The organism is Massilia sp. Bi118 (genome assembly GCF_918697865.1).
GTDB lineage: Bacteria > Pseudomonadota > Gammaproteobacteria > Burkholderiales > Burkholderiaceae_D > Telluria.
On sequence record NZ_CAKKMV010000001.1, the window covers coordinates 171,180 to 197,306 of the forward strand.

Genomic DNA, 26,127 nt, shown 5'->3' on the forward strand with positions numbered 1-26,127 from the left:
GACAGTGGCGAGTTTCTAGCGCCCTTGCGTAGTACAGGTTTCGGGCCTCTAGCTCATGCTTGGTTAGAGCAGCGGACTCATAATCCGTTGGTGCCCAGTTCGACTCTGGGGAGGCCTACCAAAATTGGATTGCAAAAGGGGTTACGACATCGCCGTAACCCCTTTTCGTTTTCACTGCCGCACCGGCTTCACCACCTCCTTCGCCTGCGCGTCAGCCTCCGCCTTCGCCTCCACCGCCTCCTGCGCCGCCGTCAAGCCCGACCCCACAATCGGCCCCGCCTGCTCATCGATATCATCCGTCGGCGCCGCCTCCAGGCTAGGCCGGATCGGATCCAGCCGCACCGCATACTGCACTCCACCCCGAACCCCATCCGCCGCGATCTGCCCTTTGTCATTGATCGCCCGCCCAAACTGGATGTTCCATCCCAGCCGCGGATCGATCAGCGCATTCAGGCTCTGCATCCGCTTGCCGCGATAGATGAATCCGCCCAGATGATCGCTGCTGCCGACCACGTGGCCGAGGTTGTTGATGCCTTCGCCCGTGCTGAAAGGGCTCACGCTGGCGGGGCGCCCGTCGATGTCGATCACGCGGCCGTGGCTGAAGATGACGGCCTTCTGGGCGTGGAACGCGGTCGGGCCCGGCTCGACCCCGGCGTAGCCGGTCACCTGGCCGCGGTCGTTGATGTCCAGTCCATAGTTCGGCCGGAAACCCAGGTCGCCCAGGTCGCGCATGACGCCCTTGGTCCAGAGGAAGGCGCGCAGCGGCGGTTCCGGCGAGATGAAATCCCCCGACTCGCCCGTGATCTGGTTGCGGTTGTTCAGGGCCTCGGCCTGGGTGACTGGGTTCCCGCCTGGCAGCGTGCCGATGTTCCTGAAGTGTCCGCTCGGGTCGCGCAGGAAGCTGCGTACGCCCGTCAATTCCGGCGGCACCGGTATCGAACCGACCGCGACGGTGTAGCCGGCATTGTTGATGTCGACGTAGTAGGCGCCGCCGGGAGGCGCGTTGAGGTCGCGGCGCGTGCCGTGGTAGTAGATGAAGCCGCGCCGCTGGCCGCTGCTGCTGGTCCGGTTGCCGAGCACCTGGCCCTTGTCGTTGATGGCCACGACCTGGGCGGAGGCAGCGCCGAGCGTACCCAGGTTCACCACGCCGCTGCCGCGGTTGATGAAGCTGCCGAAATTCAGCCCGCCGGTGCCGATCGGATAGGTGCCGATCACGGTGCCGCCGGCATTGATGTCGACAGAACGGCTGTTGGCGGGGCCGACGATCGTGACCCTGTACTCGGCATACGCGCCGGCCGAGGCTACCTGGGCCACGGCCAGGGCGAGCGGCAGCAGGGACAGCGAAATGAAATGACGTCTTTGCATGGGAGTCTCCTCAGTGAAAAAAATGATTACTGCCGCACCGGCTGCACCTTTTCCTGCGCCTGTGCCTCGGCTTCGGCAGCCGCTTCTTCCGCCGATGGCGCTGGGACGGCCAGAGCCGCCTCCTCATCGGCGTCCATTGGCGGCGGCGCCTCGAGGCTGGGCCGGATCAGATCGAGCCGCACCGCGTACTGCACGCCGCCGCGGATCGCGGTTGCCGCGATCTGTCCCGCATCGTTGATGGCTTGCGGATTCACGATATTCCAGCCCGGCCTCGGATCGATCAGCGCGTTCAGGCTTTCCATCCGCCGGCCGCGATAAATGAAGCCGGACAGGTGGTCGCTGGTGCCGACGACATGGCCCAGGTTGTTGATGCCGTTGCCATGGCTGAAGCGTTCCACGGTGGCGGGGCGCCTGTCGATGTCGATCAGGCGGCCACGGCTGTACAGGAAGGCCACGCGGTCGCGGAAGCCCTCCGGCACCGAGGCGTAGCCGGTGATCTGGCCGCGGTCGTTGATCGCCGTGCCGCCGTTGGGCTCGGTGCCCAGGTCGCCCAGGTCGCGGATCGTGCCCTTGGTCCAGATGTAGGCGCGCAGCGGCTGGTCCGGGAAGGTGAGCGGCCCGGACTCGCCGGTGATCTGGTTCTTGTTGTTGAGCGCCAGCGCGGTCGTGATCGTGAGCGGATTGTCGGTCGGCAGGTGGCCGATGTCCCTGTAGCTGCCGTTCGGCGCGCGCAGGAAGCCGTGCGGTCCCTCGAAGGAATCGACGATGGCGCCGTAGGCCGTGATGTAGCCGGCGTTGTTGATGTCTGTGAAGATGCTGAATCGGCCGGGGATGATGCCGATGTCGCGCTGTCTGCCGTGGTAGTAGATGAAGCCGCGCGCTTGTCCCGCCCGGCTGGCCCAGTTGCCGAGCACCTCGCCCTTGTCGTTGATGGCGACCGCCCTGCTGGATGTGCCCCCCAGCGTCCCCAGGTCGACCAGCCCCTTGCCCCGGTTGAGGAAACCGTGGGTGGCGGTGGCGCTGACCGGGTAGGTGCCGACCACCACGCCGGCCTTGTTGATGTCGGCGGCTGTGCTGTTCGGCGGCCCCACGATCGTGACCCTGTATTCGGGATAGGTCGCCGCTGCCTGGGCCGCGGCGAAGGTGAGCGGCAGCAGAGACAGGGAAATGAAATGACGCCTTTGCATGGGAATCTCCTTGATCGGCAAGGGCTCGCCGAACGGCCGGCCCGTCAATCAAGTTACGCTGTCAATGCGAAGCAGCCTTAGCCCTGCACAATGCAAATCGGGTAAAGCCCGCACTGCATATCGAATCGCTCAGCATGTCTTGCGATGCCGGCCCTGCACGCCCTCTCGCCATTTCCCGCCCACCATTGCAATCTCCCTCCCACGAACGATACTGAAAGTCCGATCATCCGACATTCATGGAGGAGATCATGGATGCAAACATCAGCCTGCTAAAACAGGCATATGACGCCTACGACAAGGGCGACATCCAACGCCTGCTCGGCCTGCTTGCGCAGGACATCGAGTGGGATCTACCGGAAGTGGAAGGCATTCCCTTCACCGGCAAGCGCCGTGGCCTGGGCCAGGTATCCGACTTCTTCCGCGTGCTGGCCGAGTGCCAGGAGCCGCGTGAATTCAAGCCGGACCAGTACATCGGCCAGGGCGACCGGGTGGTCGTGCTGGGGCACGCCACCTTCACCGTCAAGGCGACCGGCGCCGAGTTCAGCGGTGACTGGTGCCATGTCTTCCGTATCGCCGGCGGCAAGATTGCCAGCTTCAAGGAATACGACGATACCTACAAGGCCGCACAGGCCTACCAGCTGCCCGGCGCCATCGCTGGCGCTGCTGCGGGCAAGGGCGCAACGCGTCCTGCCGTCCACTAATCTTCATCCATCGACACATGCGGCTGCGCCCTCCGGGGCGTGGCTGCCCATGTCTACGCGCTACGGTCCCGGATGGGTATTGTCCGGCAGCGAAGGGATCGCGCGCAGGTATTCGTACATCGCCGCCAGGTCGACGTCGCTCTTCTTGCCGAAGGTGGGCCAGGGCATGACCTGCAGGATTTCGCCCGGAGGGTCTTTCGGATTGTGTCCTGTGCGCAGGGTCTGGATGAACTGCCGGCGCGTGAGGCCGGCGGGCCTGCCGGCGTAGTCGGGCGTGATGTTGGGCGCGGTGAGCGTGGGGCCGAACTGGCGCCCACCCGACAGGTATTCCGGCGCGTTGATCACTTCGGGTTGTCCCAGGAAAGGATCGCCCCCCGGGGAATACGAGGGATGGCTATGGCAGTCGATGCAGCCGCTGGTATTGACGACGTAGCTGCCCAAGCCGACCAGGGCGCGGTTCTTGCCCTGCAGGTTCAGTTTGACGCCGGGCGGTACCAGTTCGTAGCCCCGCTTGACCAGCTGCTCGCCATAGTTGTCGTGCCTGCCGTAGTCATTGCTGTGCGCCGACACGGAGACAAGCGTAACCGTGGCGCCGGCGAGGCCGAGTACGGTTGCGGTTTTGAGGGTCTTGTTCATCTTTTTGCTCCCTACGCTGGAAACGGTCCTGCATGCGGATGTCGTTCAAGTCTAGGCAGGGAAAAGCGGGATGCATGGCTCTTCGGCGTGCGACATGAGACCTCTCAAGCGCATTCGCGATCATGGGAACTTCGGGGTCACTGCCGCACCGGCAGCACCACCTCATGCGAGACCGCCTCGGCTTCAGCCCTGGCATCCGCCGCCTCCTGTTCCGGCGACAGCGACCGGACAACCGGCCCGGTCTCGTCATCGGTGTCCAGTGCCGGCGCGGTTTCGAGGTGCGGACGGACCAGGTCCAGGCGCACCGCGTACTGCACGCCATTGCGGACAGCATTGGCCGCGATCTGGCCCGCATCGTTGATCGCCTGCGGCGTGGTGATATTCCAGCCCAGCTTCGGATCGATCAGTGCATTCAGGCTCTGCATGCGCTTGCCGCGATAAATGAAGCCGGACAGGTGATTGCTGGTGCCGACGATATGGCCGAGCTTGTTGATCCCGGTGCCGGCACTGAAGCGTTCTTCGGTAGTGGGGCGCCCATCGATGTCGATCAGACGGCCATTGCTGTACAGGAAAGCCGTCTGGTTCCGGAATCCGTTCGGCACGTACGCATAACCGGTAATCTGGCCGCGGTCGTTGATGGCGAGGCCGCCGTTGGGATCGCCGCCGAGGGTGCCCAGGTCCCGGATCACGCCCTTGCTCCAGACAAAGGCGTGCAGCGGTTGGTCGGGGAAGGTGAGCGGTCCGGAGGCGCCGGTGATCTGGTTCCGGTTGTTGAGCCGCTGGGCGTAGGTGAGGGGATTGTCGGCCGGCAGGTTGCCGATGTCCCTGAAGCTGCCGTCCGGCGCGCGCAGAAAGCTGCGCGATCCCAGGGAGGAATTCGGGATCGTGCCGATTGCGGTGATGTAGCCGGCATTGTTGATGTCGGTGAAGCCGGTGCCCCTGCCGGGGATGGGCCTGAGGTCGCGCATCTTGCCGTGGTAGTAAATGAAGCCGCGCGACTGCCCCGCGCCGGTCACCCAGTTGCCGAGCACTTCGCCCTTGTCGTTGATGGCAGCGGCCTTGCTGCTGGCGCCGCCCAGCGTGCCCAGATCCACCATGCCTGTGCCACGGTTGAGGAAGGCATGGTAGACGTTGAAGGCGACCGGGTATGCGCCGACCACCACGCCGGCATTGTTGATGTCGTAGGCATAGCTGTTGGCGGGGCCGACGATCGTCACCCGGTACTCCGGGTAGGCCAGGGCGGCATTGGCGGCGGCCAGCGTGAACGACAGCAGGAAGAGGGAAATACGCTTACGCAAGTGCATGGCAATCTCCTGATTGGGATGGGTTCGCCAGATGGCCGGCCCGTCGATCAAGATACGTCGTCCATGCAAGGAGGGTTTAGCGCCGCGCAATGCGGATGGGGTATGGCTGGCTTAGCGATGCTCTGTCACGCCCACCTGCTGGCACATATCAAGCACCGGGCAGGTCGAACAATGCGGCCGGGTGCCGGTGCAGATGTGTTTGCCGAAGGGCACCAGCAGGCGGTTGATAGCGATCCAGTACTGTTCCGGCAGCTTTTTTTCCAGGGCCACCAAGGTCTTCTCCGGTGTGGACGCGGCAATGTAGCCCCAGCGCCCGGTTACCCGGTGCACGTGGATGTCCACGCTGATGACCGGCGTACCGCAGGCCACGCCCAGCACCAGGTTCGCACACTTGGGGCCGACGCCGGCAAAGGACAGCAGCAGGTCGCGGTCGCCGGGCAAAATGCCGCCAGATTTCTCCTCCACCTCACGCGCGATCGCCAGGATCTGGTTCGCCTTGCGTTCATGAAAAGTGCTGGGGCTGATCAGGGCGTCGAGCTCTTCCCACGACAGCCGCGCCACCTCCGCCGGCGTGCGCGCCCGCGCGAACAGCTTGCGCGAGACCGGCAGCGTCACCTCGTCGTAGGTGCGGATCGAGATCATGCAGGCCAGCAGTTGTTCGAAGACCGAGGTATGGCCTTCCTCGGCCAGCTGGAACAGGGCGGCCTTGGGCCAGGGCTGGACGGCCTGCTCGATGCGTTCGAGCGCGATGTCGATGTCGAATGGGCGCTTTTCCATGGCGGGCTCCAGGTAAGGGACAGGCTGAGCATAAACGACACTGCAAACCAATGTGCACAGGCCAAAACACATGGATATTCCCTGTATTGAAATCAGCAGCTTTTATCAATAATTGGAAATAGTTGCCGTTAATGTTGGCAGGAAATGCGGTATCAATTAGTTCCTGGTTGCTAATCTAAATTGGGTAAAGTTGTTTGTTCTATTTGCAAGCAAAACGGCGTGAACAGCGGCGATATAGTCTGAACGTTATTCAAAAAGGTATCGGTCTGCTAATTTCATTCGCATGAATGTCGCCATTACGCTGAAAAACTTCCCGGCCTATCCCCAAGCTATCCGATTTCATTTATAGTGCTGCCTTAGAGCAACGCCATAACAGTGGTTCTTACTGTTTCGTAATTACTAGTCAAGCATTACCTCACTTAGGCCTTAACACATGGACACCCTCGAACAATTCGTTGAAAAATTCAGCAACGCAGTCGACTTCCAGACCGACGTAGTCCTGACCGGCGACACCAACTTGAAGGCCCTGCCGGAGTGGGATTCGCTGGCGGCGCTCGGCGTGATCATCATGTTCGACATGGAATACAACAAGGCGATCACCGGCAAGGACCTCGTGGTCTGCCAGACCGTCGCCGACGTCTACAAACTCGTCGCTTAAGTATCATGGCCCAGGCAACCATCCGTAACGTGCGCTACGCGGGCATGGCGACTTGCGTGCCCAAGCGCGTGGTGTCGAACATCGACGACTGTCCGCCGCAGATCCGCCCCGCGCGCGAGCGGCTGGTACGCAATATCGGCATCGAGACGCGCCGCGTCTGCTCCGAATGGCAGTACTTCTCGGACCTGGCCTACGATGCCACCGAGCGCCTGCTGGATGAGCTGAAGTGGGAACGCGACGAGATCGATGCGCTGATCGTGGTGACGCAATCGCCCGACTATCCGATCCCGTCCACTGCGATCATCATGCAGGACCGCCTTGGGCTGAAGCAGACCACCATCGCCTTCGACATCAACCTGGGCTGCTCGGCCTATGCCTTCGGCCTGCACGTGCTGGGCTCGATGATCTCTGCGGGCGGCATCAAGAAAGGCCTGCTGCTGGTTGGCGACAAGTCGGGTTCCGTGCTCGATCCGCTGTTCTCGGACGCCGGCACCGCCACTGCGCTGGAATACGATCCGGACGCGCCGCCAATGTACTTCGACCTGAACAGCGACGGCAGCGGCTACCAGGCGATCATGCTGCCGGTCGGCGGCCATCGCGAGCCCTACGGCATCCAGCATCTGGTGCCGGTCAAAGACGAAGACGGCATCTATCGCAGCCCGTCCAACCTGGTCCTGGACGGCCCGGCCGTGTTGAGCTTCTCGACCCAGCGGATTCCGCCGGCCGTGCGCGACCTGCTCGAGTATGCGGGTTGCTCGACCGAGCAGGTCGACTACTTCATCTTCCACCAGGCCAACCGGATGATCAACGAGACCATCCGCAAGAAACTGGGCCTGCCGCCGGAAAAAGTGCCGAGCACGCTGCATGACTTCGGCAACACCAGCGGCGCTTCGCTGCCGGTGACCATGACCGCGCGTATCCGCGACTCCCTGCTGGAAGGGAAGAAGAAGGTGCTGCTGTCGGGCTTCGGCATTGGCCTGTCGTGGGGCAGCTGCATCATCGATATCGAGAGTGCCGTATTCCCGGAGATGATCATCTCGTGACCGAAGCAGCATTCAATCCTTTCAGCCTTGAAGGGCGCCAGATCCTCGTGACCGGCGCCTCGTCCGGCATCGGGGAGGCCACCGCGCGCCTGTGTGCGAACATGGGCGCGCGCGTGTTCGCGTGCGGCCGCAACGAAGAACGCCTGAACAAGGTCGTGTCCGAACTTGCGGGCGCAGGCCACCAGGCCATCGTCGGCGATCTGACCGATCCAGCTGCGCGCCAGCTCGTGGTCGATGCCGTGCCCTCGCTCGACGGCTGCGTGTTCAGCGCCGGCACCGCCGCGCTCGCGCCGATGCGCCTGCTGTCGCAGAAACACCTGGACGCCATGTTCGCCGTGAACTATAACGCGCCCGTCCTGCTGACCCAGGCCCTGCTGGCCAAGCGCAGGATCGCGCATGGCGCATCGATGGTGTATGTGACGTCGATTGCGCAACACGTGACGCCCAACGCGACCGCGGCCTATGCGGGCGCCAAGGCGGCCTTGACGGCGAGCGTACGCATCATGGCGCTCGAAGGGGCAAAGCATGGCATCCGTGCCAATTGCGTTTCGCCCGGTTATGTCGCCACTCCCATGCTGGATGGGCTGGAGGACGTGATGAACCCCGAACAGCTGGCCGCCACGGCGCCCCTCGGCATGATCGAACCCGATGAAATCGCGGCCGGCATCGCCTGGCTGCTGGCGCCGGCAAGCCGCTGGGTGTCGCGTACGACCTTGCTGATCGACTCCGGCCAGACCCTGCACGTACGATAAGCGAAGCACACATGTTCCAACATCCTTTTCAATTGCGAGGCAAGACGATCCTGGTCACGGGTGCATCCAGCGGCATCGGGCGTGCGATTGCTGTCGAGTGCGCGCGCGTGGGGGCGCGCGTTGTAATCAGCGGCCGCAGTCCGGAACGTCTGCAGCAGACGATGGCCCTGATGGATGCCGCCAGCAGCGGCGGCCACGTCGCTTGCGAGGGCGATCTCACCGATATGGCCCAGCTCGACATGCTGGTCGCCGCGGCCGGGGAAGTCGATGGCGTGGTGCACGCCGCCGGCATCAGCAGCCTCTCTCCGATGCGAATGCTGCGCGAATCGTTCATGCAGAACACGCTGAACAACAACTTCATGGCGCCGCTCATGCTGACCCAGAAGTTCCTGTTCAAGAAGTCCCTGCGCAACAACGCCTCGATCGTGTTCCTGTCCTCGATTGCCGCCCACACCGGCACCGTCGGCCTCTCGCCCTACGCCGCATCGAAGGCCGCGCTCGAAGGCATGATGCGCTGCCTGGCGCTGGAAATTGCGCCGCGCGGCATGCGTGCGAACGCGCTGGTTCCCGGCACGGTCGACACGCCGATGGTGCGGGCCGCGCCCGACCTGCTCGAAGCCCAGGCCAGGATGTATCCGCTAGGCGTGGGCAAACCCGAAGACGTGGCCTACGCCGCGATCTATTTGCTGTGCGACGCCAGCCGCAAGGTGACCGGTACCCAGTTGCACCTGGACGGCGGCATTCCATGGACCTGAACCACATATGTTCGACGTACTGATCGTCAGCGCGGGCGGCTTCGGCCGCTCGATGCTCAACACCATCAAGACCGATCCCGCGAATAACGTCGAGTGGCGGGTCACCGGTTTCCTCGACAGCCGCACCGAGCTGGCCGACAAATGCCCGCTGCCCATCCTCGGCGATCCGCTGACCTACCGCTACGATCCGGACCGCACGCCGCGCCAGGAATTCCTGTGCGCGCTGGGCGAGCCTGCGCAGCGCCGTAAATTCGCGGCGCCGCTGCTGGGGCAGGGTGCGCGCTTCATGAACCTGTGCCATGGCCTGCGCGACGCATCCGGCATTATCATGGGCCAGGGCTGCATGTTCGAGTCCGAAGTGCGCATGGGCGTCGACACGCAGATGGGCGACTTCGTCATCATCCAGTCGACCAGCGTGATCGGCTACGAGGTGAAGATCGGTTCCTACACGACCATCGGCAGTTTCGTGTTCATTGGCGGACGCGCCGAGATCGGCAATGACGTTATCATCCATCCGCATGCCACTATCCTGCCCGGCAAGAAGGTCGGCGATGGCGCGGTGATCGGCGCCGGCGCCGTCGTGATGAGCGACGTGCCGCCGGGCGTAACCATGATCGGCAATCCGGCCAAAGTTTTCAGGTTTAAATAATGCAATCAAAAATGCCGCCGCAGGCCTATATCGACCAGGCCTGGTTCGATCGGGAGCGCGACCTGCTGTTCAAGCCGCTCTGGCAGTTCATCGGCTTGAAGGTCATGCTCGACAAGCATAATTCCTTCATTGCGCGCACCCTGTTCGGCATCCCGATCGTGGTGCAGAACTTCCGCGGCGAACTGCGCGCCTTCGAGAACGTCTGCCCGCACCGGCAGAACCCGATCCAGGTCGAGCCGCAAGGCGTGCGTCCGCTGTTCTGCGGCTACCATGGCTGGAGCTTCGACAGCGAAGGCGCCACCAAGATCCCCCACGAAGACACGCTGTACCGCTATCCGCAGGAAGAGCGGGCCTGCATCCACCTGCGCCGCTTTGCGCTGGAAGTGGTGGGCAACCTGGTGTTCGTGAACCTGTCGGACAATCCGCTGCCGATCAAGCAGCAGTTCGGCGCGGCCATGCTGGCGTCGATGAAGGCATCGTCGGAAGCCTACGACACCGAGGTCATCACGACCACCTACGACGCGAAGTTCAACTGGAAGCTGATCTACGAGAATCTCCGCGACAGCCATCATCCGCGCTACCTGCATGCACGCACGCTGTACCAGGACGTGAAGTTCGACGCCAAGATCGATGAATTCGGTCTCGAGGCGACCCAGCGCCTGCGGCAGGAAGATCTGACGGACCGCGGCCGGGCGCTGGCCCTGATGCGTTCGTTCAGCTTTGGCGGCCGCGACGCGCCGATGGAATCCCCGCCCAACGAATTCTGGCATCCCCTGGTCGAGCGTTATCGCGACCAGGATTGGTATTACAACTGGCTCGCTTACCCGAACCTGCACATCGCCTCGTCGAACGGCGGGCATTCCTTCACCATCGAGCACCATATCCCGGTCGGTCCGGGCCGCACCGAGTTCGTGGTCTATTTCGTGACGGCGAAGAAGAAGCGGCCATATGCGACCTCGGCGGCCGTATTGCATGCGCATACCCTGGGCGCGGACAAGATCCTGCGCGAAGACATCGAGGTGATGGAACAGATCCAGCGCACGCTGTACGAAGGCGCACGGCCGGCCCATCTGGGCGACTACGAGTTCATCAACGCCGGGATCGAGCATTGGTACATGAGCCTGATGGAGGGGAAATTTGCGCTCTAAATACGTGATCGGCCGCGGCCGCGAACTGCAGCGGGCTTTGGCCGCCTGGCGCGAACTGGCGCCGGAAACCGAACTGCGTCCCGTCGACATGGCTGCAGAAGGCGCCCAGGCCGCGCTGGATGCCATCGATCCGCTGGAAGCGACGGCCTTCGTCGCCGCGGATGCCTATTTCCTGAATTTTCACCGGCTCGAGCTGATGAGCGCGGTACGCGGGCGCGGCATCGCCATGCCGCCGCTGATCGAACGCGGCGCCATCGTCGGTGCGGATGTAAAGATCCCCGATAATTGCTGGATTGGCGCCGGCGCCGTCATCCAGCCCGGCTGCCGCATCGGATTCAATGTCGTGATCGGGCCCGGCGCCATTGTCGGCGGCGGCGCCGAGATCGGCCAGTCGGCCTTCATCGATGCCGGCGTGACGGTGGGCCATGGCGCCAGGATCGGCACCAAGGCCACTCTAGGATTGGGCGTCGCGATCGGCCATGGCGTGGAGATCGGGACCTTGTGCGTCATCGACAAGCCTGGCAGGTACGAGGCAAACATCGCCGCCAAGACCTTCATCCAGCCTTCGCACGCGCATCCGGTGGTGATCTTCGGCGAATAAGTTTTACCAAACGGCAAAATAAAAAGGGGCGCTCAATGCGCCCCTTTTTATTGCCTGCCCGGCCGGCTTTCAACCCGCTGTCAGTTGCCGAACAGCGCAGGCGTGAGGACTGCCGCGAGCAGGTTCTCCACCGTCGTATCCGGCTGGCGCAGCAGCACGCGGTACTGGCGATCGCCGAAGGCATTCCTGATGGCGATGGTGTCCATGATCGAGCGCGGCATGAAGCAGATTGCAGACTGCAGCGGCTTGCGTGCACCGGCCGCCACGAGCGTCTCCGCCGATCCGGCCAGCTGGATCGCCTGGCCGGCGCTTGCCTCGCTGCCGTCGACAGGCACGAGGCAATCGGCCAGGCTGCGGCGGTAGAACTCGGCCCGCCCGCCCAGATCCGCGAACGCCGCGTCGCTCACGCTGACGGTAAAGCTTGCCGCTGGCGCGTGCAGCCGCAGTTTCAGGATCGCGTCGAGGAACACGCGCGGCGTGTCGAGCACGTGCAGGTGCTTCACCAAACCACGCGCATTCAGATCGAGCAATACATTAAAGAGCACATGGCCCGGCGTATCGTCGCGATCGAATTCGACCATCCGGTTCCATTCGGCGTTGCGGAAGATGGTATCGAGCTTACTTGCCACTTCATACGATTCGGCATCGACGAAATGCTGGTCGAAGAGGCTGGGCGGCGGCGCCGACTTCAGCTTCCTGATGTCGCTCGCCGCGATCCCGGCGAAAGGCAGGCGCAGCGCGTCTTGCTGGTCTTCGGTGATCAGGCGGTCGAGGAAGTCCGCGACGCTGAGGAGTTTGGCGCCTTTCCCCTCGAAGAATGCTTTCAGCTCGACCTTCAGTTCGGGCGTGGACGAGATATCGAGAACGGTATCGTCCGGCGCGACAAGGTTCTGTGCCACGTCGAAGCCCAGCACGGGAATGCCTTCGATATCTTCAGGAATCTTTTTCGGATAAACGATACCGTCTATCGATACTTTATTCTTGTTAAGACGGAGAAAATGCTTGAAGTAGTTATGATCTGGCCTCTGGAGCGACCATCCGGCAGTAAAGATTTTCATTGTCATTTCTTCTCAAACTCGAAAAACAGGGTATCGCCGGCGTCGAGCTCGAGCGGACGGTTGCTATCGATCTGATACGGATAGAACACCCGGGCGACGCCATCCTTCAAAATCTGACAAGTGGTGGAATACGCGGCGATCTCACTCAGGCCATATTTTTCGGCGAGGGCCCTGACCTCTTCCGGGCGGAAGTGTTTGTAATGCCAGATATAACCCGTGTAGGGCATGGTGACTTCGTTAGGCGCCGAAATGAAGAGCCGGCCGCCTTTTTTCAGCGCTTTCGCCAGGGTCCAGAAGAAGGTTTCGAAATCCTTGACGTGCTCCATCGACTCGAGGCTTGCGATGAAGTCAAAGGCCGCTTCCGGCAATTCGAACGGGAACAGCTTGGCCGCAAAGATCACGTTAGGCGCATTCAGCTTCTTGTTTGCAATGTCGATTGCCTCAGCCGAGCCATCGATGGCAAGAATGGTCGAGTCCAGCTGCTGCGACATCAGCATGGCGCCGTAGCCTGCACCGCAGAAAATGTCGGCACCGAACAAAGGCCGTTTCTGTTCAGCCATGCGGGTTGCGACGTATTGATATCGCCATAGGTGATCGCCACCGATGAGATTCAAATCGAGCGACGAGTATCGTTCGCCGCTTTTCAATGAATAATCTTTCATTTTCTTCGAGTTTCCTTAATTTGAATTGACTGTGAATCCTACTCGCCCCCGGCTTGCCGCGCAAATTACGCGGACCTGACGATGGCGGCGATGCGTTCGACGTCCCGCTCATCCAGTGCCGGATAAATCGGCAGGCACAGCACCTGTTGCGCCACGGTGGAGGCGACCGGCAGGTTGCCGGGCGCGGCCGACGGCAGCGCGCTGTACATTGCCAGTTCGCTGATCAGGGGGAAGAAGTAGCGGCGTGCGTGGATGCCCGCATCGCGCAGCTTCTGGTACAGGCCATCGCGGCTCAGGGGATAGGCGTCCTGCACCAGGATCGGGAAATACGAGAAATTCGCCTCATGCCCCAGTGCCGGAATCCAGGCGATGCCGGGCACGTCGGCCAGCAGCCGGCGGTAGCGTGCCGCCACCTCGCCGCGCCTGGCGATCGCCGCCTCGACACCCTTCAGCTGCAGCAGGCCATAGGCGGCGCTGACTTCGTTCATCTTGCCGTTGATGCCCGCCGCGACCACCGTGACCTCATCGACGATGCCGAAGTTCTTCAGGCGGTCGATATGCTGCTTCATCGCGGCGTCGCGGCAGACGATGGCGCCGCCCTCGAGGGTATTGAATACCTTGGTGGCGTGGAAGCTCAGCACCGACAGGTCGCCGTAGCGCAGGATGCTCTTGCCGTCCTGGCGCACCCCGAAGGCGTGTGCGGCGTCGTAGATGACTTTCAATCCGTGCTTGCGTGCGATCGCCTCGATGCGTTCGACATCGCATGGGTTGCCATAACAATGCACCGGCATGATGGCCTGGGTGCGCGGCGTGATCGCGGCCTCGATCCGGTCCGGGTCGAGATTGAGGGTCACTGGATCGACGTCGGCGAACACCGGCTGCAGGCCGTTCCAGGTCAAGGCGTGCGTGGTGGCGACGAAGGAGTAGGGCGTGGTGATGACTTCACCGCTGATGCCCAGCGCCTGCAGCGCCGTCATCAGGGCCAGCGTGCCGTTCGCGAACAGCGAGATGTGCTCGACGCCCAGGTGCTTGCACAAGGCTTCCTCGAGCTGCTGGTGGAAAGGGCCGCCGTTGGTCAGGTACTTGCTGTCCCAGATCTGCTCGAGCGAGGCGACGAAGTCCGCCAGCGGCGGCATCTCCGGCTGCGTCACGTAGATCGGCGCCTGCGCCGGCGCCGGCAGCACGGGCTCGGCGGCCGGCAGCGTGACCTCGAAGGGAGCCGCGGGCAAGCCTTCGCACCAGCGCTGCCACATCGTCCGCATGGCCAGTTCCACGTGGTCCGCGACCCAGCTCATGACCTCGTCCGAGGGCAGCGCGAATTTGGCGCGCAGCGTCGCCCGTATCTGGGCAAGGGCGTCCAGGTCGGCGCAGACGGCCAGGCCCTTGCGCTCGAAATCATCGGCATCGTGGCAGATGAATTGCGGCAGGCCCAGATGCTCGAGCATCGAGGTGGTCTGGCGTCCGGCCGCTGTGTCGCCGGCCATGCTCAAGGTCGGCACCCCCATCCACAAGGCGTGCGCGGTCGTGGTGCCGCCCGAGTAGGGGAAGGAATCGAGCAGCACATCGACCTGGTTGTGCAGGGCGAGGTATTCCTTCAGCGGGCATCGCGGATGGGTGCTCACGCGCGAGGCGTCCACGCCTTCTTCGTGCAGCCAGGCCAGCATCTGGTCGGCGATGCCGCCTGGCGGCACGCCGCCCAGCAGCAGCTTCGAATCCGGCAGGGCGCGCAGCAGCTTGCCCCAGGTGGCCACCACGTTGCGGCCAATCTTGCTGATGCGGTTGAAGCTGCCGAAGGTGATGTGGCCGTTGCTCAGGGCGGGCAGCGGATTGACCGGCGCCGAATCCAGCTCCGGCTGGAACGGCGCCGACACCGGCAGGTAGACCAGCTTCTCGGTGAACTGGTGGTCGTACTGCCCCGGCGTCAGGATCTGGCGGTCGCTCAGGTAGTAATCCATGGATTGGAGGCCGGTGGTGCCTGGATAGCCGATCCAGCTCAACTGGATCGGCGCCGGCTTGCGCGCAAACACCGGCAGCCGGTTGTGCGCCGTATGGCCGGCCAGGTCGACCAGGATGTCGATGCCGTCGTCGCGGATGCGCTGGGCGAGCGTCTCGTCGTCCAGGCCCACCACATCGGTCCACTGGGTCATATAGGTTTTGAGGCGCTCGCTGACCTGGTCGGTGAGAACGTGGTTGTGATAGGCGAACAGGGCCACGCCGGGACGGCCGGCAAGGCGTTCGAAGATCGGTTCCACGAAGGAGGCCACCGCGTGGTGGCGCAGGTCGCCCGAGACGAAGCCGATGCGCAGCTGGCGCTGCGGATCGCGCGCGTTGGCGTGCGGGCGCCACTTCTTGCGCAGCGGCGCTTCGACGCGCTCGGCGTAGCGCAGGTGCTCGGCGAACAGCGCCTTGGCGTCGATGTCCTCCATCTGGCTCATCCCGAACAGCATGTTGCTGTGCACGCCCGCGTTATCGGGCTCCAGCTTCAGCACGTGGCGATAGGCGTCGACGGCGCCGGCCATGCGGCTCTGGCCCATCAGCGCCACGCCGATGGTGTTCCAGGCCAGCGCATTCTTCGGGTTGATGGCGACCGCGGCGCGCGCGCTGGCTTCGGCTTCGGCCAGGCGGTTCATGTCGAGCAGGGTGACCGCCAGGTTGTTGTGCGCGTCGGCGCGCCGCGGGTCCAGTTCCAGTGCGCGCTTCAGGACCACGATCGCGTCTTCGTGGCGGCGCGATTCCTTCAGCAGCAGGCCCAGGTTGCTGTAGGTTTCGGCGTTGTCGGGATCGCATTCCGAGGCCCTGGCCATGGCCTGGACGGCCGGCGCGACCTGGCCGCGCATGTGGTGCACCACGCCCAGCGACTTCCAGCCGAAGGCATAGCGCGGGCAATCGATGGTCATCAGGCGGGCCGCGTGCTCGGCCTCGTCGAGGCGGCGCTCGCGCATCAGGGCGGACAGCAGGTCGGTGTCCTTGCGCGGGGGCGTGCCGCGCTCGGCCCGCGCCAGGCGCTCGGCCAGGCCGTCCAGCGCCGCGCCGCGCAGTCCATGGCGGCGTCCCAGGTCGATGGTCTCGCGCACGGCGGCCAGCTCGGCGCCGTCCAGCAGGACTTCGATATAGGCCAGCCAGTAGGCGGCTTCACCCGGATCCGCCTGGATCGCGCCGGACAGGTGCGCGGCGGCTTCCTGCAAGCGCCCGGCCTGCCATTCAAGCCGGCCGAGCTGGTACTGCGCCTGGGCATGGCCGGGATGCATGTCGAGAATGGCGCGGCACAGCGTGGCGGCCTGGTCGAACTGGCCGGCGTCGAGGTGCTGGAGCGCCAGCTGCATCGCCTGTTCGGCGACGCGCTGGATCTCTTCACTGAGCGGTACGAGGGTGGTATCTGGCATGGGTAAGCTGGCCTTGGGCGCGACTGTTTTCAGAGTGTCATGCCCGGGGTTTTGTTTCCCTGCGACATCTCGCTACCATAGTGGAAGCCCCGCCCAGGGTCAAGGAATTGCGCCCCTTCTGGCGGCCAACTGTTGCACGCGAATCCGAAACGGCGACACACTTGCCGCTACGCCTAGCGTATTTGGCATCACCTGGAAAACAGCCAGGCCGAGAAGCGGTGCGACACCCTGATCGCGCCGCGATCGACGCGCGCTTCGAACAGGCTTGCGGCCAGGAAGCACACACCCAGGTAGAGCACGAAGTTCGGCAGCAGCCACAGGCGCTGCTGCGGGAAGTGCAGGTAGAACCAGCACCCCAACGAACACAGGACGATGAAGTGCAGCAGGTAGAGCGAGAACGAAATCCGCGCCAGGAATTGCACGATGCGATGTTCGAAGAAGGCGCGACCGAAGCCATGCACGACTGCCAGAGTCAGGCAGAGCGCGCCAAGGGCATTATAAAAATTCTTCTTTTCCCAGACCAGGGCGCCGTGGACCTGCAGCGCGGGCAGGAAGTCGTAGGCGCGCGACTCGAACTGGAAGCAGGCGAAGTAGAGGCCGGCCGCGAGCAGGGCCAGCTTGGCGCGTGCGCCGGGCTGGGCCCGATGCAGGGTCGCGCCGATGAAGATCACGAAGTAATAGATCGACTCTTCCTTGTGCACCGCATACAGCAGCAGGAAGGCGGCCAGCATGGGCGCCAGGGTCCTTGCGTGCGGCTTGACCAGGAAAAAGGCGAGCACGTAGAGCGAGCCGATGAATTCGATCTTCAGTGTCCACAACGGCGGCACCAGCGTGCCGCTGCCGTAGACGAGGGCGCCGTACAAGGCATCCTGCAGCGCGGCCCAGCCGGTGATGCCGTCCGGATAAAAGGTCTTGAGCCAGTTCACGGAGCCGGACACCGTCGCCGCCTGCACGTTGGCGTACAGGCCGAGCCGGTAGACGGCGAAGGACAGCAGGACGGCCGCCGCGATCGGGATGTTCAGCCGCAGGTAGCGGCCCCACATGCGCTGCTGCAGCGTAGGCTGGCCGTGGCCGGCGCTGTAATAGGGCAGGGTCAGAACGTAGCCGGACAGGGCAAAGAAGATCAGGACCGAGATATGGCCATTGTAGAAAATCGTCGCCAGCGGCGAGGTCAGGACTTCGAAGAGCGTGCCGGGCGCGGCGTTGACGGGAAAGGTCGACGGATAGTTTTTGTGCAGCATGGACGGCAGGAAGGCTGCAACAAAATGGGTGATCGCCACGTTCAGGGCGGCGACGCCCCGTAGTCCATCCGCGTTCTTGTTCTTCATCTGCCGTGCTTTCAAAAAAGCAAATTCTACTGGCAAATGTCAGCGCCATGTTCATTGCTTAGAGTACATGGCGTTGTTACAAGCGTTTGCATTTGATACGGAATCGCTCTTTCCGGAACAGGTTATGGCCGTTACTCTGTGTCCATGTCTGTCAAAACAACACCTAAGGGGAACACCATGAAAACGATCTCGAACATCGGCGCCCGCCTCGCCCTCGTGGCCGCTTTTGCCGCCGCCGGCGCCGCGCCGCTGGCCGCCCAGGCCGCACCGGACCATCACCAGAAAGCCTCGAACGCGCATTGCCAGAACTGTGGCACCGTGGTTTCGACCCGCACCTATGAACGCGCGGCAGAGCGCGCCAGCGGCCTGGGCGCCGGCGGCGGCGCCGTGGTCGGCGGCCTGCTGGGCAACCAGGTGGGCAGCGGCAACGGCCGCACCCTGGCCACCATCGCCGGCGCGGTCGGCGGCGCCTACGCCGGCAACCGCGTCGAGCGCAACATGCACTCGACCACCTACACCGACGTCCGCGTCCGCATGGCCAGGGGCGGCTACCGCACCTTCACTGAACAGGGCCGTCCGCGCTACCGCAACGGCGACCGCGTGCGTGTCCAGCAGGGCCACCTCATCCGCGATTAAGGGAGCAGCGCCACCTTCTCGATCACCATGCCGCTGGCCGGCAGCGTCGGAATCCGGCGCAGGCTGATCGAGAGGTCTTGCGGCGGCACGGCGTAGGCGATCCCGGTCGCGAACAGCCGCACCGCCGATTTCACGAGGTCCACCGTCAAGGACTCGCCGGGGCAGCGGTGCCCCGCATAATGGTCGCCGCCGCCCTGCGGGATCAGATCGAAGCCGCTGTTCTCGCGGCGCTCGAAACGCTCGGGCCGGAACACGCCGGGGTCGCCCCAGATCGCCGGATGCATGTCGGTGCCGTACAGGTCCAGCAGGACCCAGGTGCCCTTCGCGATGCGCATCCCGTGCCAGTCGAAATCGTGCAGCGCCCGTCCGCCGATCGCCGGCAGGAAGGGGTAGTAGCGCCGCACCTCCTCCACGAACATCGTCAAATACGCCTCGTCGCCGGCGGCAATCCGTTCGCGGCAGGCGGGGTGCTCGTGCATCGCCAGAACCGCGAAGGTGATGAAGCGCGCCACCGCCACGGTCGGGCGCAGGAAGTTGATCAGTTCCACCGCCGCGTGCTTGCGGTCCATCGGGCGGCCGTCGGCGTCGCGATGGCGCGCGACCACGTTCAGCGCGCTGTCGAAGGGCGGCTGCGCCTGCCCGGCACGCACGGCGTCGATCAGGGCGCGCGCCCAGTGCTCGGTGCGCCGGCGCAGCATCAGCGCCTTCCAGGTGCGTGGCCCGACCGAGGCGGCGCCGTCTATCATCGCCGAGAACTCCGCCGTGCGCCGGCGCGCTTCGTCGGCGTTGATCGGGATGCCGGCCCACTGGCACACGGCGCGGCACAGCACCAGCTCCGTTTCCCGGTGCACGATCACGGACGGCAGATTCGGCCAGCGCGCAATATGGGCGCGCCACTGGGCCAGCGCCAGCCCCGCCATGCGCTGGCGCTCGAGGGGGCCGAGCAGCGACATGAACATCGCCTTGCGCTTCTTGTGCGCCTCGCCGTCCAGCGCCATCACGCTGCCGTAGTCCTGCAGCAGCGCCAGCGTGGTCGGCGGCAGCGCATGGCGGCGCGTGAAGCGGCCCGGCTGGTAGAACATGCGCGCCGCATCCTCGCCGCGCACGCACAGCGCCTTGCGCAGCATGAGGCGGGTGGTGAACATGTCGGTCCCGAAGCGCTCGAAGCGGTCCGGCAGGAAGCGGTAGCCCTCGGCCAGCAGCGCCAGCGTGCGGTCGAAACCTCCCTCGGCGGGCACGTTCAGCGGGGTCACGGTGCCTCCTTCAATGCGGGGTCGGGATGTAGAGCGGATCGGGCCTGTCCTGCAGCGCGCGCGGCAGGAACACGCACACCGTGGTGCCTTCGCCCGGCGTGCTCGCCAGGCGGATATGGCCGCCGCTCTGCTTCACGAAGCCATGCGCCATCGACAGTCCCAGGCCGGTGCCCTTGCCCTCCGGTTTGGTGGTGAAGAAGGGCTCGAAGGCGCGTTCGGCGACTTCCGGCGGCATGCCGCTGCCGGTGTCGGTGACGGCGATCCGCACGTAGTCGCCCGGCCGTATGTTGGTGATCGCCAGCGCGTCGCCTTCCTCGACGTGGACGTTGTCGAGGGCGATCGTGATGCGGCCCTCGTTGTTCATGGCGTCGCGCGCATTGATCACCAGGTTGAGCAGCACGTTCTCGAGCTGGTTCGGGTCGACCAGCGTGTGCCACAGCTGGTCGGCGATGGCAAAGCGGATCTCGATGGCGTCGCCGGCGGCGCGGTGCAGCAGGCTGTCCATGCGTTCGATCAGCTGCGCCAGGTCGACCACGCTGGGGTGCAGCGGCTGGCGGCGCGCAAAGGCCAGCAGCTGCGCGGCCAGCTTCTTTCCGCGTTCCACCGCGTCCATGATGCTGAGCAGGCGCTTGCGGCTGGTCTCCTCGTTGCGCATCATGAGCTGCACGTTGACGCTGATGATGTGCAGGATGTTGTTGAAGTCGTGCGCGACGCCGCCGGTCAGCTTGCCGACCGCCTCCAGCTTCTGCGAGCGCAGCAGCGCGGTGCGCGCTTCGTCGAGCCGCGCCTGGCGCTGGCGCTCGCGCTCTTCCTGCACCTTGCGCGGCCGGATGTCGCGCACGAAGGCGACAGCAGCGAAGCCGCCATTCGAGGGCAGGGCGGTGACCGCGATCTCGACCGGCAGCGCGCGGCCGTCGCGGTCGGCCAGCATGATCTCGGTGGGGGCGGCCAGCAGCTCGCATTCGCCGCGCGCGTGGAAGGCCACGAAATGGGCGCGCCAGCGTTCGCGCCATTCGGGCGCGGTGATCAGCTCGACGGCTTCGCGGCCCAGCGCCTCCTCTTCGCTCCAGCCGAACAGCTTGGTGGCCTGCTCGTTCCAGTCGGTGACGCGGCTGTCCGGACCGATCGCGAGGAAGGCGTCGTAGGCGTTCTGCAGGATCAGGCGGATGCGCTGGCGCTCGGCGTCGATGCGGTCGCGCGATTCGCGCAGCTCGAGCGTCATGCCCCCCGCCAGCTGCAGGGCGCGGCGGCGCTCGGTGGCCAGCAGCCACACCACGAGGCTGAGTAGCAGGCCCAGGCCGATCCCGGTCGCGGCGATCGCGGCGGTGGGGCGCTTGTCGAGCGTGGCTTCGAGCTGCGGCGCGGAGCGGATCGCCAGGGTCCAGGTGCGGGCGGCGGTGTCCATCGTCTCGGTGCGCGAAAACATCGCTCGCCTGGCCGGCGGACTGGCGCCGGGCGAGCGGTAGAGCAGGGTGTCCTCGCTTGCCAGCTTGCCGTCGTAGACCTCGACCTCGAGATCGCTGGCGTGCTCGCCGCCCAGGCCGCGCATCAGGTCGTTCATACGGAAGGGCGCGTAGACCCAGCCGGCGATCGCGGCGCGGCGCTCCGCCAGGGTAGCGCGCGGCATGCCGCGGCGGTAGACCGGCACGTACATCAGGAAGCCGGACTGCACGTTGCGTGCGCCTTCCTGCACCAGCGTGACGCGGCCGGTGGCGACGGCGGCGCCGGTGTCGCGCGCCGCCTCCATTGCCGCGCGCCGCACCGGTTCGCTGAACATGTCGTAGCCGAAGGCGCGCAGGTTGCGGCCGCCGAAGGGCTGGATATGGGTGACCGAGGTATAGAAGTCGCGCGGGCCGGGCGGCTTGATCTCGTAGCCGGAAAACCCTGCGGCGCGCATCGCGGCGACGTGGGCGGCCAGCTGTGCGGGCGGAACGATGGTGGCGATGCCGATCGCCTCGATGCCGGGATAGCGCTCGTTCAGCCTGAGGATGGCGTAGTAATCGGCGAAGTCGTCCTGGCTGACGTCGACCGCGCCGCGCAGGAAGCCGCGCGTACCTTGCAGAACCTGCTCGTACACCGCCATGCGGCGCGCCAGGATGGCGGCGAGATCGCGGACGCGGTAGTCGAAGGTGGCCTGGAGCTCGTTCTCGGCAGTGCGTTCGACCTTGTCCGCCACCACATAGGTCACGATCAGCGACACCAGGAACACCAGCGCGGCCAGCAGCAGCGGGACGGAGGCCGGGTAGCGCTGCGGAGCGGGCGTGGCGGGATGATCGGAAAGCGGCATGGTGGCAAAATCATACCCGGCCATGGCCTTGCAAGGCGCACAACAGTGGCTGACCTTGGCGCACGAAGTTGCCCCGGCTACAATGTCGGCACCCATCCGCGATGACTATGCCCGCTCCCGATTCTGTTCAAACTCTGCCGCACGGCAGCCTGCTGCGCCGCCTGCAATGGACGCTGGCAGCCATCCTGTGCGCCGCGCTGCTGTGGGCCGCGCTGGCGCCGCTGCACTATCCGACGCGCGAGCGCCTGTTCGAGTTCTCGCGCGGCGCGGCGGTCCTGGGCGGCCAGCCCGGGCCTGCGTCAGTGCCGGCCGAAGTCCGCCTGACGCTGGGCGTGCGCGACGTGCTGCTGCTGCGTAACCGCGACCTGGCGCCGCACGTGTTCGGCCAGGTGCTGGTGCTGCCGGGGCGCGAAGTGCGCCTGCCTTTCGAGCAGGCCGGCGACTATCCCTTCGCCTGCGACCTTGCGCCGGCATCGACGGTGACGGTGCGGGTGGGGGAGCAACCCGACCCCGGCTGGCCCCGGCTGCGCTGGCGTTTGTCCACCTTGTTGGATGCAGTGCGGACCCTTCCTTTGCAGGGTCCCGAAGACTGAGTTCGCCACGCAATCGTGCTCCGTCCCGCAAAGCGAATCTGTCATGATGCGCGCATGGCCACGATCTCCTTACCGCTGTTCCCGCTCAGCACGGTCCTGTTTCCGGATGGCGTGCTGCCGCTGCAGATCTTCGAGGTGCGCTACCTCGACATGATCAGCCATTGCCTGACGGAGGACAGCCCTTTCGGCGTGGTGCTGCTGACGCATGGGCAGGAGGTGCGCACCCCGCAGGGACTGGAGCGCTTCGTGGCATCGGGAACGCTGGCCTCGGTGCAGGACACCACGGCCTCGACGCCGGGCCTGCTGCAGGTGGTCTGCCGCGGCAACTCGCGCTTCCAGGTGCTGGCTAGCGAGCGCCGCAGCAACGGCCTGTGGATGGCCGAGGCCGAACTGCTGGAGGACGACCACGCGGTGCGTATCCCCTCCGACCTGAAGGGCGCTGCCGACGCCCTCGACCGCGTGCTCTCCTCGCTGCACGACGTGCCGCAAAGCCGCTGGCCGGTGCAGCCGCCATTCCGCCTCGACGACTGCGGCTGGGTCGCCAACCGCTGGTGCGAACTGCTGCCGCTGCCGAACCAGCAGAAGCAGCACATGCTCATGCTGGATAACCCGATGATCCGGCTGGAGCTGCTGCATGATGTGCTGGATGAACACGGGCTGATCACGTCCTGAGCGCCGTCATTCCCGCGAAAGCGGGAATGACGCTTAGGCTTCTACGCTGACACTGCTGGTGGCGCCAGCATCGCCCGTCGACGCCGTCGAGCTATCGCGACCGCCGCTGTTCTCGGCATACGCCTTCAACAGATGCAGCGCATGCGCCAGTTCGCGCATCGGGTCTTTCGGGCGCTCGGCTTTCCCGGCGCCGCCCGCGGCTTTGTCACCGCTGCTACCGCCTTCATCCGCCTGGCCGCTCGCCACCTTCTTGTCATAGGCCGCCTGTTCGGCGTCGCTGACCGTGCCGTCGCCGTCGGTGTCGGCGGCCGCGACGTAATCGGTGCTGGTGCTGCTTGTGCCGTCGGTCGAGTCGGTGGCGCTGTCCGATTCCTCGCTGCCGCCGACGCGGCCGCCGCCTCCGCCAGGCGGCGGGCCGCCCGCACCGCGCGGACCGCCCTGGCCCACGCGCGAGGCATCGAACTGGGCGTTGAGCTGGTCACCCAGCTTGGTCATCGCGTCGGTGAGCTCGCTCTTGGTCACCTTGCCGTCGCTGTCGCCGTCGAGCGCGCCGAAGGTGCTGTCGATGTCGACCGCCTGGCCGCTGTCGCCGCCCTGGTCGCCGACCTTCGAGAGGGCGTCCTGCAGGTCGGTCTTCTCGATATAGCCCTGGTTTTTGGTGTCGAGCTTGGAGAAGACGGAGTCCGCCCAGTTCGACACGGTATTGCTGCTGATGCTAGCGACCATCCTGGAGTCCTTATATTTAATGCACTGCATCAATTATCGGACGCCGGCGGGACGAGGAGGAGGGCGGAAACTGTAAAGTCGGGTAAAGGAATGTTAAGAGAAACTGCGTAAAAACATGGCAATTCGCGGTCGAAAGTACAGGAATTCATATACAGAGGGGTGGATTTGAGGTAAATTGAGCGCGGTTTAGTATCTCTACGTCCGCCCAAGCCGCCACCGCAGCTCACGCCGCGCCGGCGCGTCCCGTACCTCCGGAGTTTCCCGCGTTGGCCATGCCAGGGCCGCTTTGGCCGTAGAGCGCAACTCTTATTACGCCCGAAAGAAAAAATGTCTGAAACGACGACCACCAATGATGCTGGCGGCGCACCCACCGTGCGTTTTGCCGATTTCGGTCTGGCGCCTGAGATCCAGCGCGCGCTGTCGGACCAGGGCTATGTCCACCCGACCCCGATCCAGGCCCAGGCGATTCCTGTCGTCCTGCAGGGCCGCGATGTCATGGGCGCAGCCCAGACCGGCACCGGCAAGACCGCGAGCTTTTCGCTGCCGATCATCCAGAACCTGCTGCCGCATGCGAACACCAGCATGTCGCCGGCCCGTCACGCGGTGCGTGCGCTGGTCCTGACCCCGACCCGCGAACTGGCGATCCAGGTCGCCGAGAACGTCAAGGCCTACGCCCAGCACACCCCGCTGCGCTCCACCGTCGTGTTCGGCGGCATGGACATGAAGCCGCAGACCGAGATCCTGCGCAAAGGCGTCGAGATCGTGATCGCGACCCCGGGCCGCCTGCTCGACCACGTCGAACAGAAGAACATCAGCCTGGCCCAGGTGCAGATGCTGGTGATGGACGAAGCCGACCGCATGCTCGACATGGGCTTCCTGCCGGACCTGCAGCGCATCATCAACCTGCTGCCGAAGAAGCGCCAGAACCTGATGTTCTCGGCCACCTTCTCGCCGGAGATCAAGAAGCTGGCCGCCAGCTTCCTGACCGATCCGCTGACCATCGAAGTGGCGCGCAGCAATGCCACGAATACCTCGATCACCCAGGTGCTGTACAAGGTCGAGGAAGGGCAGAAGCCTGAGGTGGTGCTGCACCTGATCCGCTCGCGCGACCTGAAGCAGGTGCTGGTGTTCTCGAACACCAAGATCGGCGCCTCGCGCCTGTCGCGCACCCTGGAGCAGGCCGGCATCAAGGCCTCCGCCATCCACGGCGACAAGACCCAGCAGGAACGCATCGCCGCGCTCGACGCCTTCAAGAACGGCGAGATCGACGTGCTGGTCGCGACCGACGTCGCCGCGCGCGGCCTCGACATCACCGACCTGCCTTGCGTGATCAACTACGACCTGCCGTACAACGCCGAAGACTACGTGCACCGCATCGGCCGTACCGGCCGCGCCGGCGCCACCGGCGATGCGCTGTCGGTCTACTCGGACAAGGACGAGCGCCTGCTGGTCGACATCGAGAAGCTGATCAAGCAGACCATTACCCGCGGCGAGCTGACCGGCTTCGCGCCGGGCCGCTCGGGCGGCAGCGAGCGCTTCGACGGCCGCAGCAGCAGCGGACGCCGCCAGAGCGACGCTTCGCGCAGCTTCGAACGCGGCGATCGTGGCGAGCGCAGCGAACGTGGCCCGCGCGGCCCGGGCGCCCCGCGCCGCGAGAAGGTCGATCCGTGGTTCCTCAAGCCCTACGAGCCGGCCGTGGCGCCGCGCAAGGACCCGGCGGAAGCCGTGCCTGTCACGCAGGCGAAGCCGAAGCAGCAGCTGGCGGCCTTGTTGGGTGGGTTGCCGAAGCAGTAATTTACACCCGTAGCACGCGCACTACCTCGTCGTCCCCGCGCAGGCGGGGATCCAAGTTTGTCAGCTTTTCGTTAACGCACGCAGAACTTGGATCCCCGCCTTCGCGGGGACGACGTTTGGAACGCGGGAATGACGTTTGCGGGCCAACGATGCGGGTAA

Annotated in this window: 24 protein-coding genes, 1 tRNA gene and 1 pseudogene; 13 read left to right on the forward strand and 13 right to left on the reverse strand. The window is 64.9% G+C overall.

What is annotated here, in order from left to right:
* Positions 1-42: 42 nt before the first annotated feature.
* Positions 43-121 (forward strand) — tRNA-Ile (locus LQV39_RS00800).
* 50 nt (positions 122-171) lie between these two features.
* On the opposite strand, the gene LQV39_RS26325 is transcribed toward LQV39_RS00800, so the two are convergent.
* Complete coding sequence (locus tag LQV39_RS26325) at positions 172-1,365, reverse strand: HAF repeat-containing protein (RefSeq protein WP_290368527.1); 1,194 nt, start codon at positions 1,363-1,365, stop codon at positions 172-174.
* Between the two features lie 26 nt (positions 1,366-1,391).
* On the reverse strand, positions 1,392-2,552 hold the full coding sequence (locus tag LQV39_RS00810; protein ID WP_230019727.1) for an HAF repeat-containing protein: 1,161 nt from the start codon (positions 2,550-2,552) through the stop codon (positions 1,392-1,394).
* A 248-nt stretch (positions 2,553-2,800) separates the two neighbouring features.
* On the opposite strand from LQV39_RS00810, the gene LQV39_RS00815 reads away from it, so the two are divergent.
* Entirely contained in the window at positions 2,801-3,253 is a 453-nt protein-coding gene (locus tag LQV39_RS00815) for a nuclear transport factor 2 family protein (RefSeq protein WP_230019728.1), read from the forward strand.
* 60 nt (positions 3,254-3,313) lie between these two features.
* On the opposite strand, the gene LQV39_RS00820 is transcribed toward LQV39_RS00815, so the two are convergent.
* The 3 genes from LQV39_RS00820 to nth all read right to left on the reverse strand — a co-directional run bounded on the left by LQV39_RS00820 (position 3,314) and on the right by nth (position 5,970).
* Positions 3,314-3,889, reverse strand: a complete 576-nt coding sequence (locus tag LQV39_RS00820) for a hypothetical protein (RefSeq protein ID WP_230019729.1) — start codon at positions 3,887-3,889, stop codon at positions 3,314-3,316.
* Between the two features lie 137 nt (positions 3,890-4,026).
* Positions 4,027-5,193, reverse strand: a complete 1,167-nt coding sequence (locus LQV39_RS00825) for an HAF repeat-containing protein (protein ID WP_230019730.1) — start codon at positions 5,191-5,193, stop codon at positions 4,027-4,029.
* 111 nt (positions 5,194-5,304) lie between these two features.
* Complete coding sequence (gene nth, locus LQV39_RS00830; protein ID WP_230019731.1) at positions 5,305-5,970, reverse strand: endonuclease III; 666 nt, start codon at positions 5,968-5,970, stop codon at positions 5,305-5,307.
* A gap of 433 nt (positions 5,971-6,403) precedes the next feature.
* On the opposite strand from nth, the gene LQV39_RS00835 reads away from it, so the two are divergent.
* The 7 genes from LQV39_RS00835 to LQV39_RS00865 are packed head-to-tail and all read left to right on the forward strand — an operon-like array spanning position 6,404 to position 11,576.
* A complete protein-coding gene (locus LQV39_RS00835; RefSeq protein WP_230019732.1) occupies positions 6,404-6,628 on the forward strand; it encodes an acyl carrier protein in 225 nt (74 codons plus the stop codon).
* A gap of 5 nt (positions 6,629-6,633) precedes the next feature.
* Entirely contained in the window at positions 6,634-7,671 is a 1,038-nt protein-coding gene (locus LQV39_RS00840; RefSeq protein ID WP_230019733.1) for a ketoacyl-ACP synthase III, read from the forward strand.
* Entirely contained in the window at positions 7,668-8,423 is a 756-nt protein-coding gene (locus LQV39_RS00845) for an SDR family NAD(P)-dependent oxidoreductase (RefSeq protein ID WP_230019734.1), read from the forward strand. The genes LQV39_RS00840 and LQV39_RS00845 overlap by 4 nt, the downstream gene beginning before the upstream one ends.
* A gap of 11 nt (positions 8,424-8,434) precedes the next feature.
* On the forward strand, positions 8,435-9,178 hold the full coding sequence (locus LQV39_RS00850; RefSeq protein WP_230019735.1) for an SDR family NAD(P)-dependent oxidoreductase: 744 nt from the start codon (positions 8,435-8,437) through the stop codon (positions 9,176-9,178).
* A 7-nt stretch (positions 9,179-9,185) separates the two neighbouring features.
* Positions 9,186-9,827 (forward strand): acetyltransferase, encoded by a 642-nt coding sequence (locus LQV39_RS00855; RefSeq protein WP_230019736.1) that lies wholly within the window; start codon positions 9,186-9,188, stop codon positions 9,825-9,827.
* On the forward strand, positions 9,827-10,975 hold the full coding sequence (locus LQV39_RS00860; protein ID WP_230019737.1) for an SRPBCC family protein: 1,149 nt from the start codon (positions 9,827-9,829) through the stop codon (positions 10,973-10,975). The genes LQV39_RS00855 and LQV39_RS00860 overlap by 1 nt, the downstream gene beginning before the upstream one ends.
* Positions 10,965-11,576: a hypothetical protein gene (locus LQV39_RS00865; protein WP_230019738.1), complete on the forward strand. Its 612-nt coding sequence runs from the start codon at positions 10,965-10,967 to the stop codon at positions 11,574-11,576. Before LQV39_RS00860 ends, LQV39_RS00865 begins: the two co-directional genes overlap by 11 nt.
* 80 nt (positions 11,577-11,656) lie before the next feature.
* Here the strand turns inward: LQV39_RS00865 and LQV39_RS00870 are convergent, their stop codons facing one another.
* The 5 genes and pseudogenes from LQV39_RS00870 to LQV39_RS00890 all read right to left on the reverse strand — a co-directional run bounded on the left by LQV39_RS00870 (position 11,657) and on the right by LQV39_RS00890 (position 18,007).
* Positions 11,657-12,634, reverse strand: coding sequence for a hypothetical protein (locus LQV39_RS00870; RefSeq protein WP_230019739.1), 978 nt, complete (start codon positions 12,632-12,634; stop codon positions 11,657-11,659).
* Positions 12,635-12,636: 2 nt separating this feature from the next.
* Positions 12,637-13,296, reverse strand: coding sequence for a bifunctional 2-polyprenyl-6-hydroxyphenol methylase/3-demethylubiquinol 3-O-methyltransferase UbiG (locus LQV39_RS00875; protein ID WP_230019740.1), 660 nt, complete (start codon positions 13,294-13,296; stop codon positions 12,637-12,639).
* 65 nt (positions 13,297-13,361) lie between these two features.
* Positions 13,362-14,432: a DegT/DnrJ/EryC1/StrS aminotransferase family protein gene (locus LQV39_RS00880; protein ID WP_230020114.1), complete on the reverse strand. Its 1,071-nt coding sequence runs from the start codon at positions 14,430-14,432 to the stop codon at positions 13,362-13,364.
* A 201-nt stretch (positions 14,433-14,633) separates the two neighbouring features.
* A pseudogene (locus LQV39_RS00885) lies at positions 14,634-16,679 on the reverse strand (tetratricopeptide repeat protein); the annotation flags it as partial.
* 188 nt (positions 16,680-16,867) lie between these two features.
* Positions 16,868-18,007 carry an acyltransferase gene (locus LQV39_RS00890; RefSeq protein WP_230019741.1) on the reverse strand — a complete coding sequence of 380 codons (1,140 nt, stop codon included), beginning with the start codon at positions 18,005-18,007 and terminating at the stop codon, positions 16,868-16,870.
* A gap of 177 nt (positions 18,008-18,184) precedes the next feature.
* Here LQV39_RS00890 and LQV39_RS00895 point away from each other — a divergent pair, with 177 nt between their 5' ends.
* Complete coding sequence (locus tag LQV39_RS00895) at positions 18,185-18,643, forward strand: glycine zipper 2TM domain-containing protein (protein ID WP_230019742.1); 459 nt, start codon at positions 18,185-18,187, stop codon at positions 18,641-18,643.
* Here LQV39_RS00895 and LQV39_RS00900 read toward each other — a convergent pair.
* Positions 18,640-19,896, reverse strand: a complete 1,257-nt coding sequence (locus tag LQV39_RS00900) for a cytochrome P450 (RefSeq protein ID WP_230019743.1) — start codon at positions 19,894-19,896, stop codon at positions 18,640-18,642. The genes LQV39_RS00895 and LQV39_RS00900 overlap by 4 nt on opposite strands.
* A 10-nt stretch (positions 19,897-19,906) precedes the next feature.
* Positions 19,907-22,183 carry a CHASE domain-containing protein gene (locus LQV39_RS00905; RefSeq protein ID WP_230019744.1) on the reverse strand — a complete coding sequence of 759 codons (2,277 nt, stop codon included), beginning with the start codon at positions 22,181-22,183 and terminating at the stop codon, positions 19,907-19,909.
* Positions 22,184-22,290: 107 nt separating this feature from the next.
* Here LQV39_RS00905 and LQV39_RS00910 point away from each other — a divergent pair, with 107 nt between their 5' ends.
* Positions 22,291-22,776, forward strand: coding sequence for a hypothetical protein (locus LQV39_RS00910; RefSeq protein ID WP_230019745.1), 486 nt, complete (start codon positions 22,291-22,293; stop codon positions 22,774-22,776).
* Positions 22,777-22,830: 54 nt separating this feature from the next.
* Positions 22,831-23,448 (forward strand): LON peptidase substrate-binding domain-containing protein, encoded by a 618-nt coding sequence (locus tag LQV39_RS00915; RefSeq protein WP_230019746.1) that lies wholly within the window; start codon positions 22,831-22,833, stop codon positions 23,446-23,448.
* 33 nt (positions 23,449-23,481) lie between these two features.
* On the opposite strand, the gene LQV39_RS00920 is transcribed toward LQV39_RS00915, so the two are convergent.
* Positions 23,482-24,174, reverse strand: coding sequence for an EF-hand domain-containing protein (locus tag LQV39_RS00920; protein ID WP_230019747.1), 693 nt, complete (start codon positions 24,172-24,174; stop codon positions 23,482-23,484).
* Between the two features lie 327 nt (positions 24,175-24,501).
* On the opposite strand from LQV39_RS00920, the gene LQV39_RS00925 reads away from it, so the two are divergent.
* Positions 24,502-25,968: a DEAD/DEAH box helicase gene (locus LQV39_RS00925; RefSeq protein WP_230019748.1), complete on the forward strand. Its 1,467-nt coding sequence runs from the start codon at positions 24,502-24,504 to the stop codon at positions 25,966-25,968.
* The last annotated feature ends 159 nt before the right edge of the window (positions 25,969-26,127 follow it).

What these genes read in the sequence shown, in the direction of transcription:
- LQV39_RS26325 (WP_290368527.1), bottom strand. Translation starts at nt 1,365, where the DNA reads ATGCAAAGACGTCATTTCATTTCGCTGTCCCTGCTGCCGCTCGCCCTG.
- LQV39_RS00810 (WP_230019727.1), bottom strand. Translation starts at nt 2,552, where the DNA reads ATGCAAAGGCGTCATTTCATTTCCCTGTCTCTGCTGCCGCTCACCTTC.
- LQV39_RS00815 (WP_230019728.1), top strand. Translation starts at nt 2,801, where the DNA reads ATGGATGCAAACATCAGCCTGCTAAAACAGGCATATGACGCCTACGAC.
- LQV39_RS00820 (WP_230019729.1), bottom strand. Translation starts at nt 3,889, where the DNA reads ATGAACAAGACCCTCAAAACCGCAACCGTACTCGGCCTCGCCGGCGCC.
- LQV39_RS00825 (WP_230019730.1), bottom strand. Translation starts at nt 5,193, where the DNA reads ATGCACTTGCGTAAGCGTATTTCCCTCTTCCTGCTGTCGTTCACGCTG.
- nth (WP_230019731.1), bottom strand. Translation starts at nt 5,970, where the DNA reads ATGGAAAAGCGCCCATTCGACATCGACATCGCGCTCGAACGCATCGAG.
- LQV39_RS00835 (WP_230019732.1), top strand. Translation starts at nt 6,404, where the DNA reads ATGGACACCCTCGAACAATTCGTTGAAAAATTCAGCAACGCAGTCGAC.
- LQV39_RS00840 (WP_230019733.1), top strand. Translation starts at nt 6,634, where the DNA reads ATGGCCCAGGCAACCATCCGTAACGTGCGCTACGCGGGCATGGCGACT.
- LQV39_RS00850 (WP_230019735.1), top strand. Translation starts at nt 8,435, where the DNA reads ATGTTCCAACATCCTTTTCAATTGCGAGGCAAGACGATCCTGGTCACG.
- LQV39_RS00855 (WP_230019736.1), top strand. Translation starts at nt 9,186, where the DNA reads ATGTTCGACGTACTGATCGTCAGCGCGGGCGGCTTCGGCCGCTCGATG.
- LQV39_RS00860 (WP_230019737.1), top strand. Translation starts at nt 9,827, where the DNA reads ATGCAATCAAAAATGCCGCCGCAGGCCTATATCGACCAGGCCTGGTTC.
- LQV39_RS00870 (WP_230019739.1), bottom strand. Translation starts at nt 12,634, where the DNA reads ATGAAAATCTTTACTGCCGGATGGTCGCTCCAGAGGCCAGATCATAAC.
- LQV39_RS00875 (WP_230019740.1), bottom strand. Translation starts at nt 13,296, where the DNA reads ATGAAAGATTATTCATTGAAAAGCGGCGAACGATACTCGTCGCTCGAT.
- LQV39_RS00880 (WP_230020114.1), bottom strand. Translation starts at nt 14,432, where the DNA reads ATGCCGCCGCTGGCGGACTTCGTCGCCTCGCTCGAGCAGATCTGGGAC.
- LQV39_RS00890 (WP_230019741.1), bottom strand. Translation starts at nt 18,007, where the DNA reads ATGAAGAACAAGAACGCGGATGGACTACGGGGCGTCGCCGCCCTGAAC.
- LQV39_RS00895 (WP_230019742.1), top strand. Translation starts at nt 18,185, where the DNA reads ATGAAAACGATCTCGAACATCGGCGCCCGCCTCGCCCTCGTGGCCGCT.
- LQV39_RS00905 (WP_230019744.1), bottom strand. Translation starts at nt 22,183, where the DNA reads ATGCCGCTTTCCGATCATCCCGCCACGCCCGCTCCGCAGCGCTACCCG.
- LQV39_RS00910 (WP_230019745.1), top strand. Translation starts at nt 22,291, where the DNA reads ATGCCCGCTCCCGATTCTGTTCAAACTCTGCCGCACGGCAGCCTGCTG.
- LQV39_RS00915 (WP_230019746.1), top strand. Translation starts at nt 22,831, where the DNA reads ATGGCCACGATCTCCTTACCGCTGTTCCCGCTCAGCACGGTCCTGTTT.
- LQV39_RS00920 (WP_230019747.1), bottom strand. Translation starts at nt 24,174, where the DNA reads ATGGTCGCTAGCATCAGCAGCAATACCGTGTCGAACTGGGCGGACTCC.
- LQV39_RS00925 (WP_230019748.1), top strand. Translation starts at nt 24,502, where the DNA reads ATGTCTGAAACGACGACCACCAATGATGCTGGCGGCGCACCCACCGTG.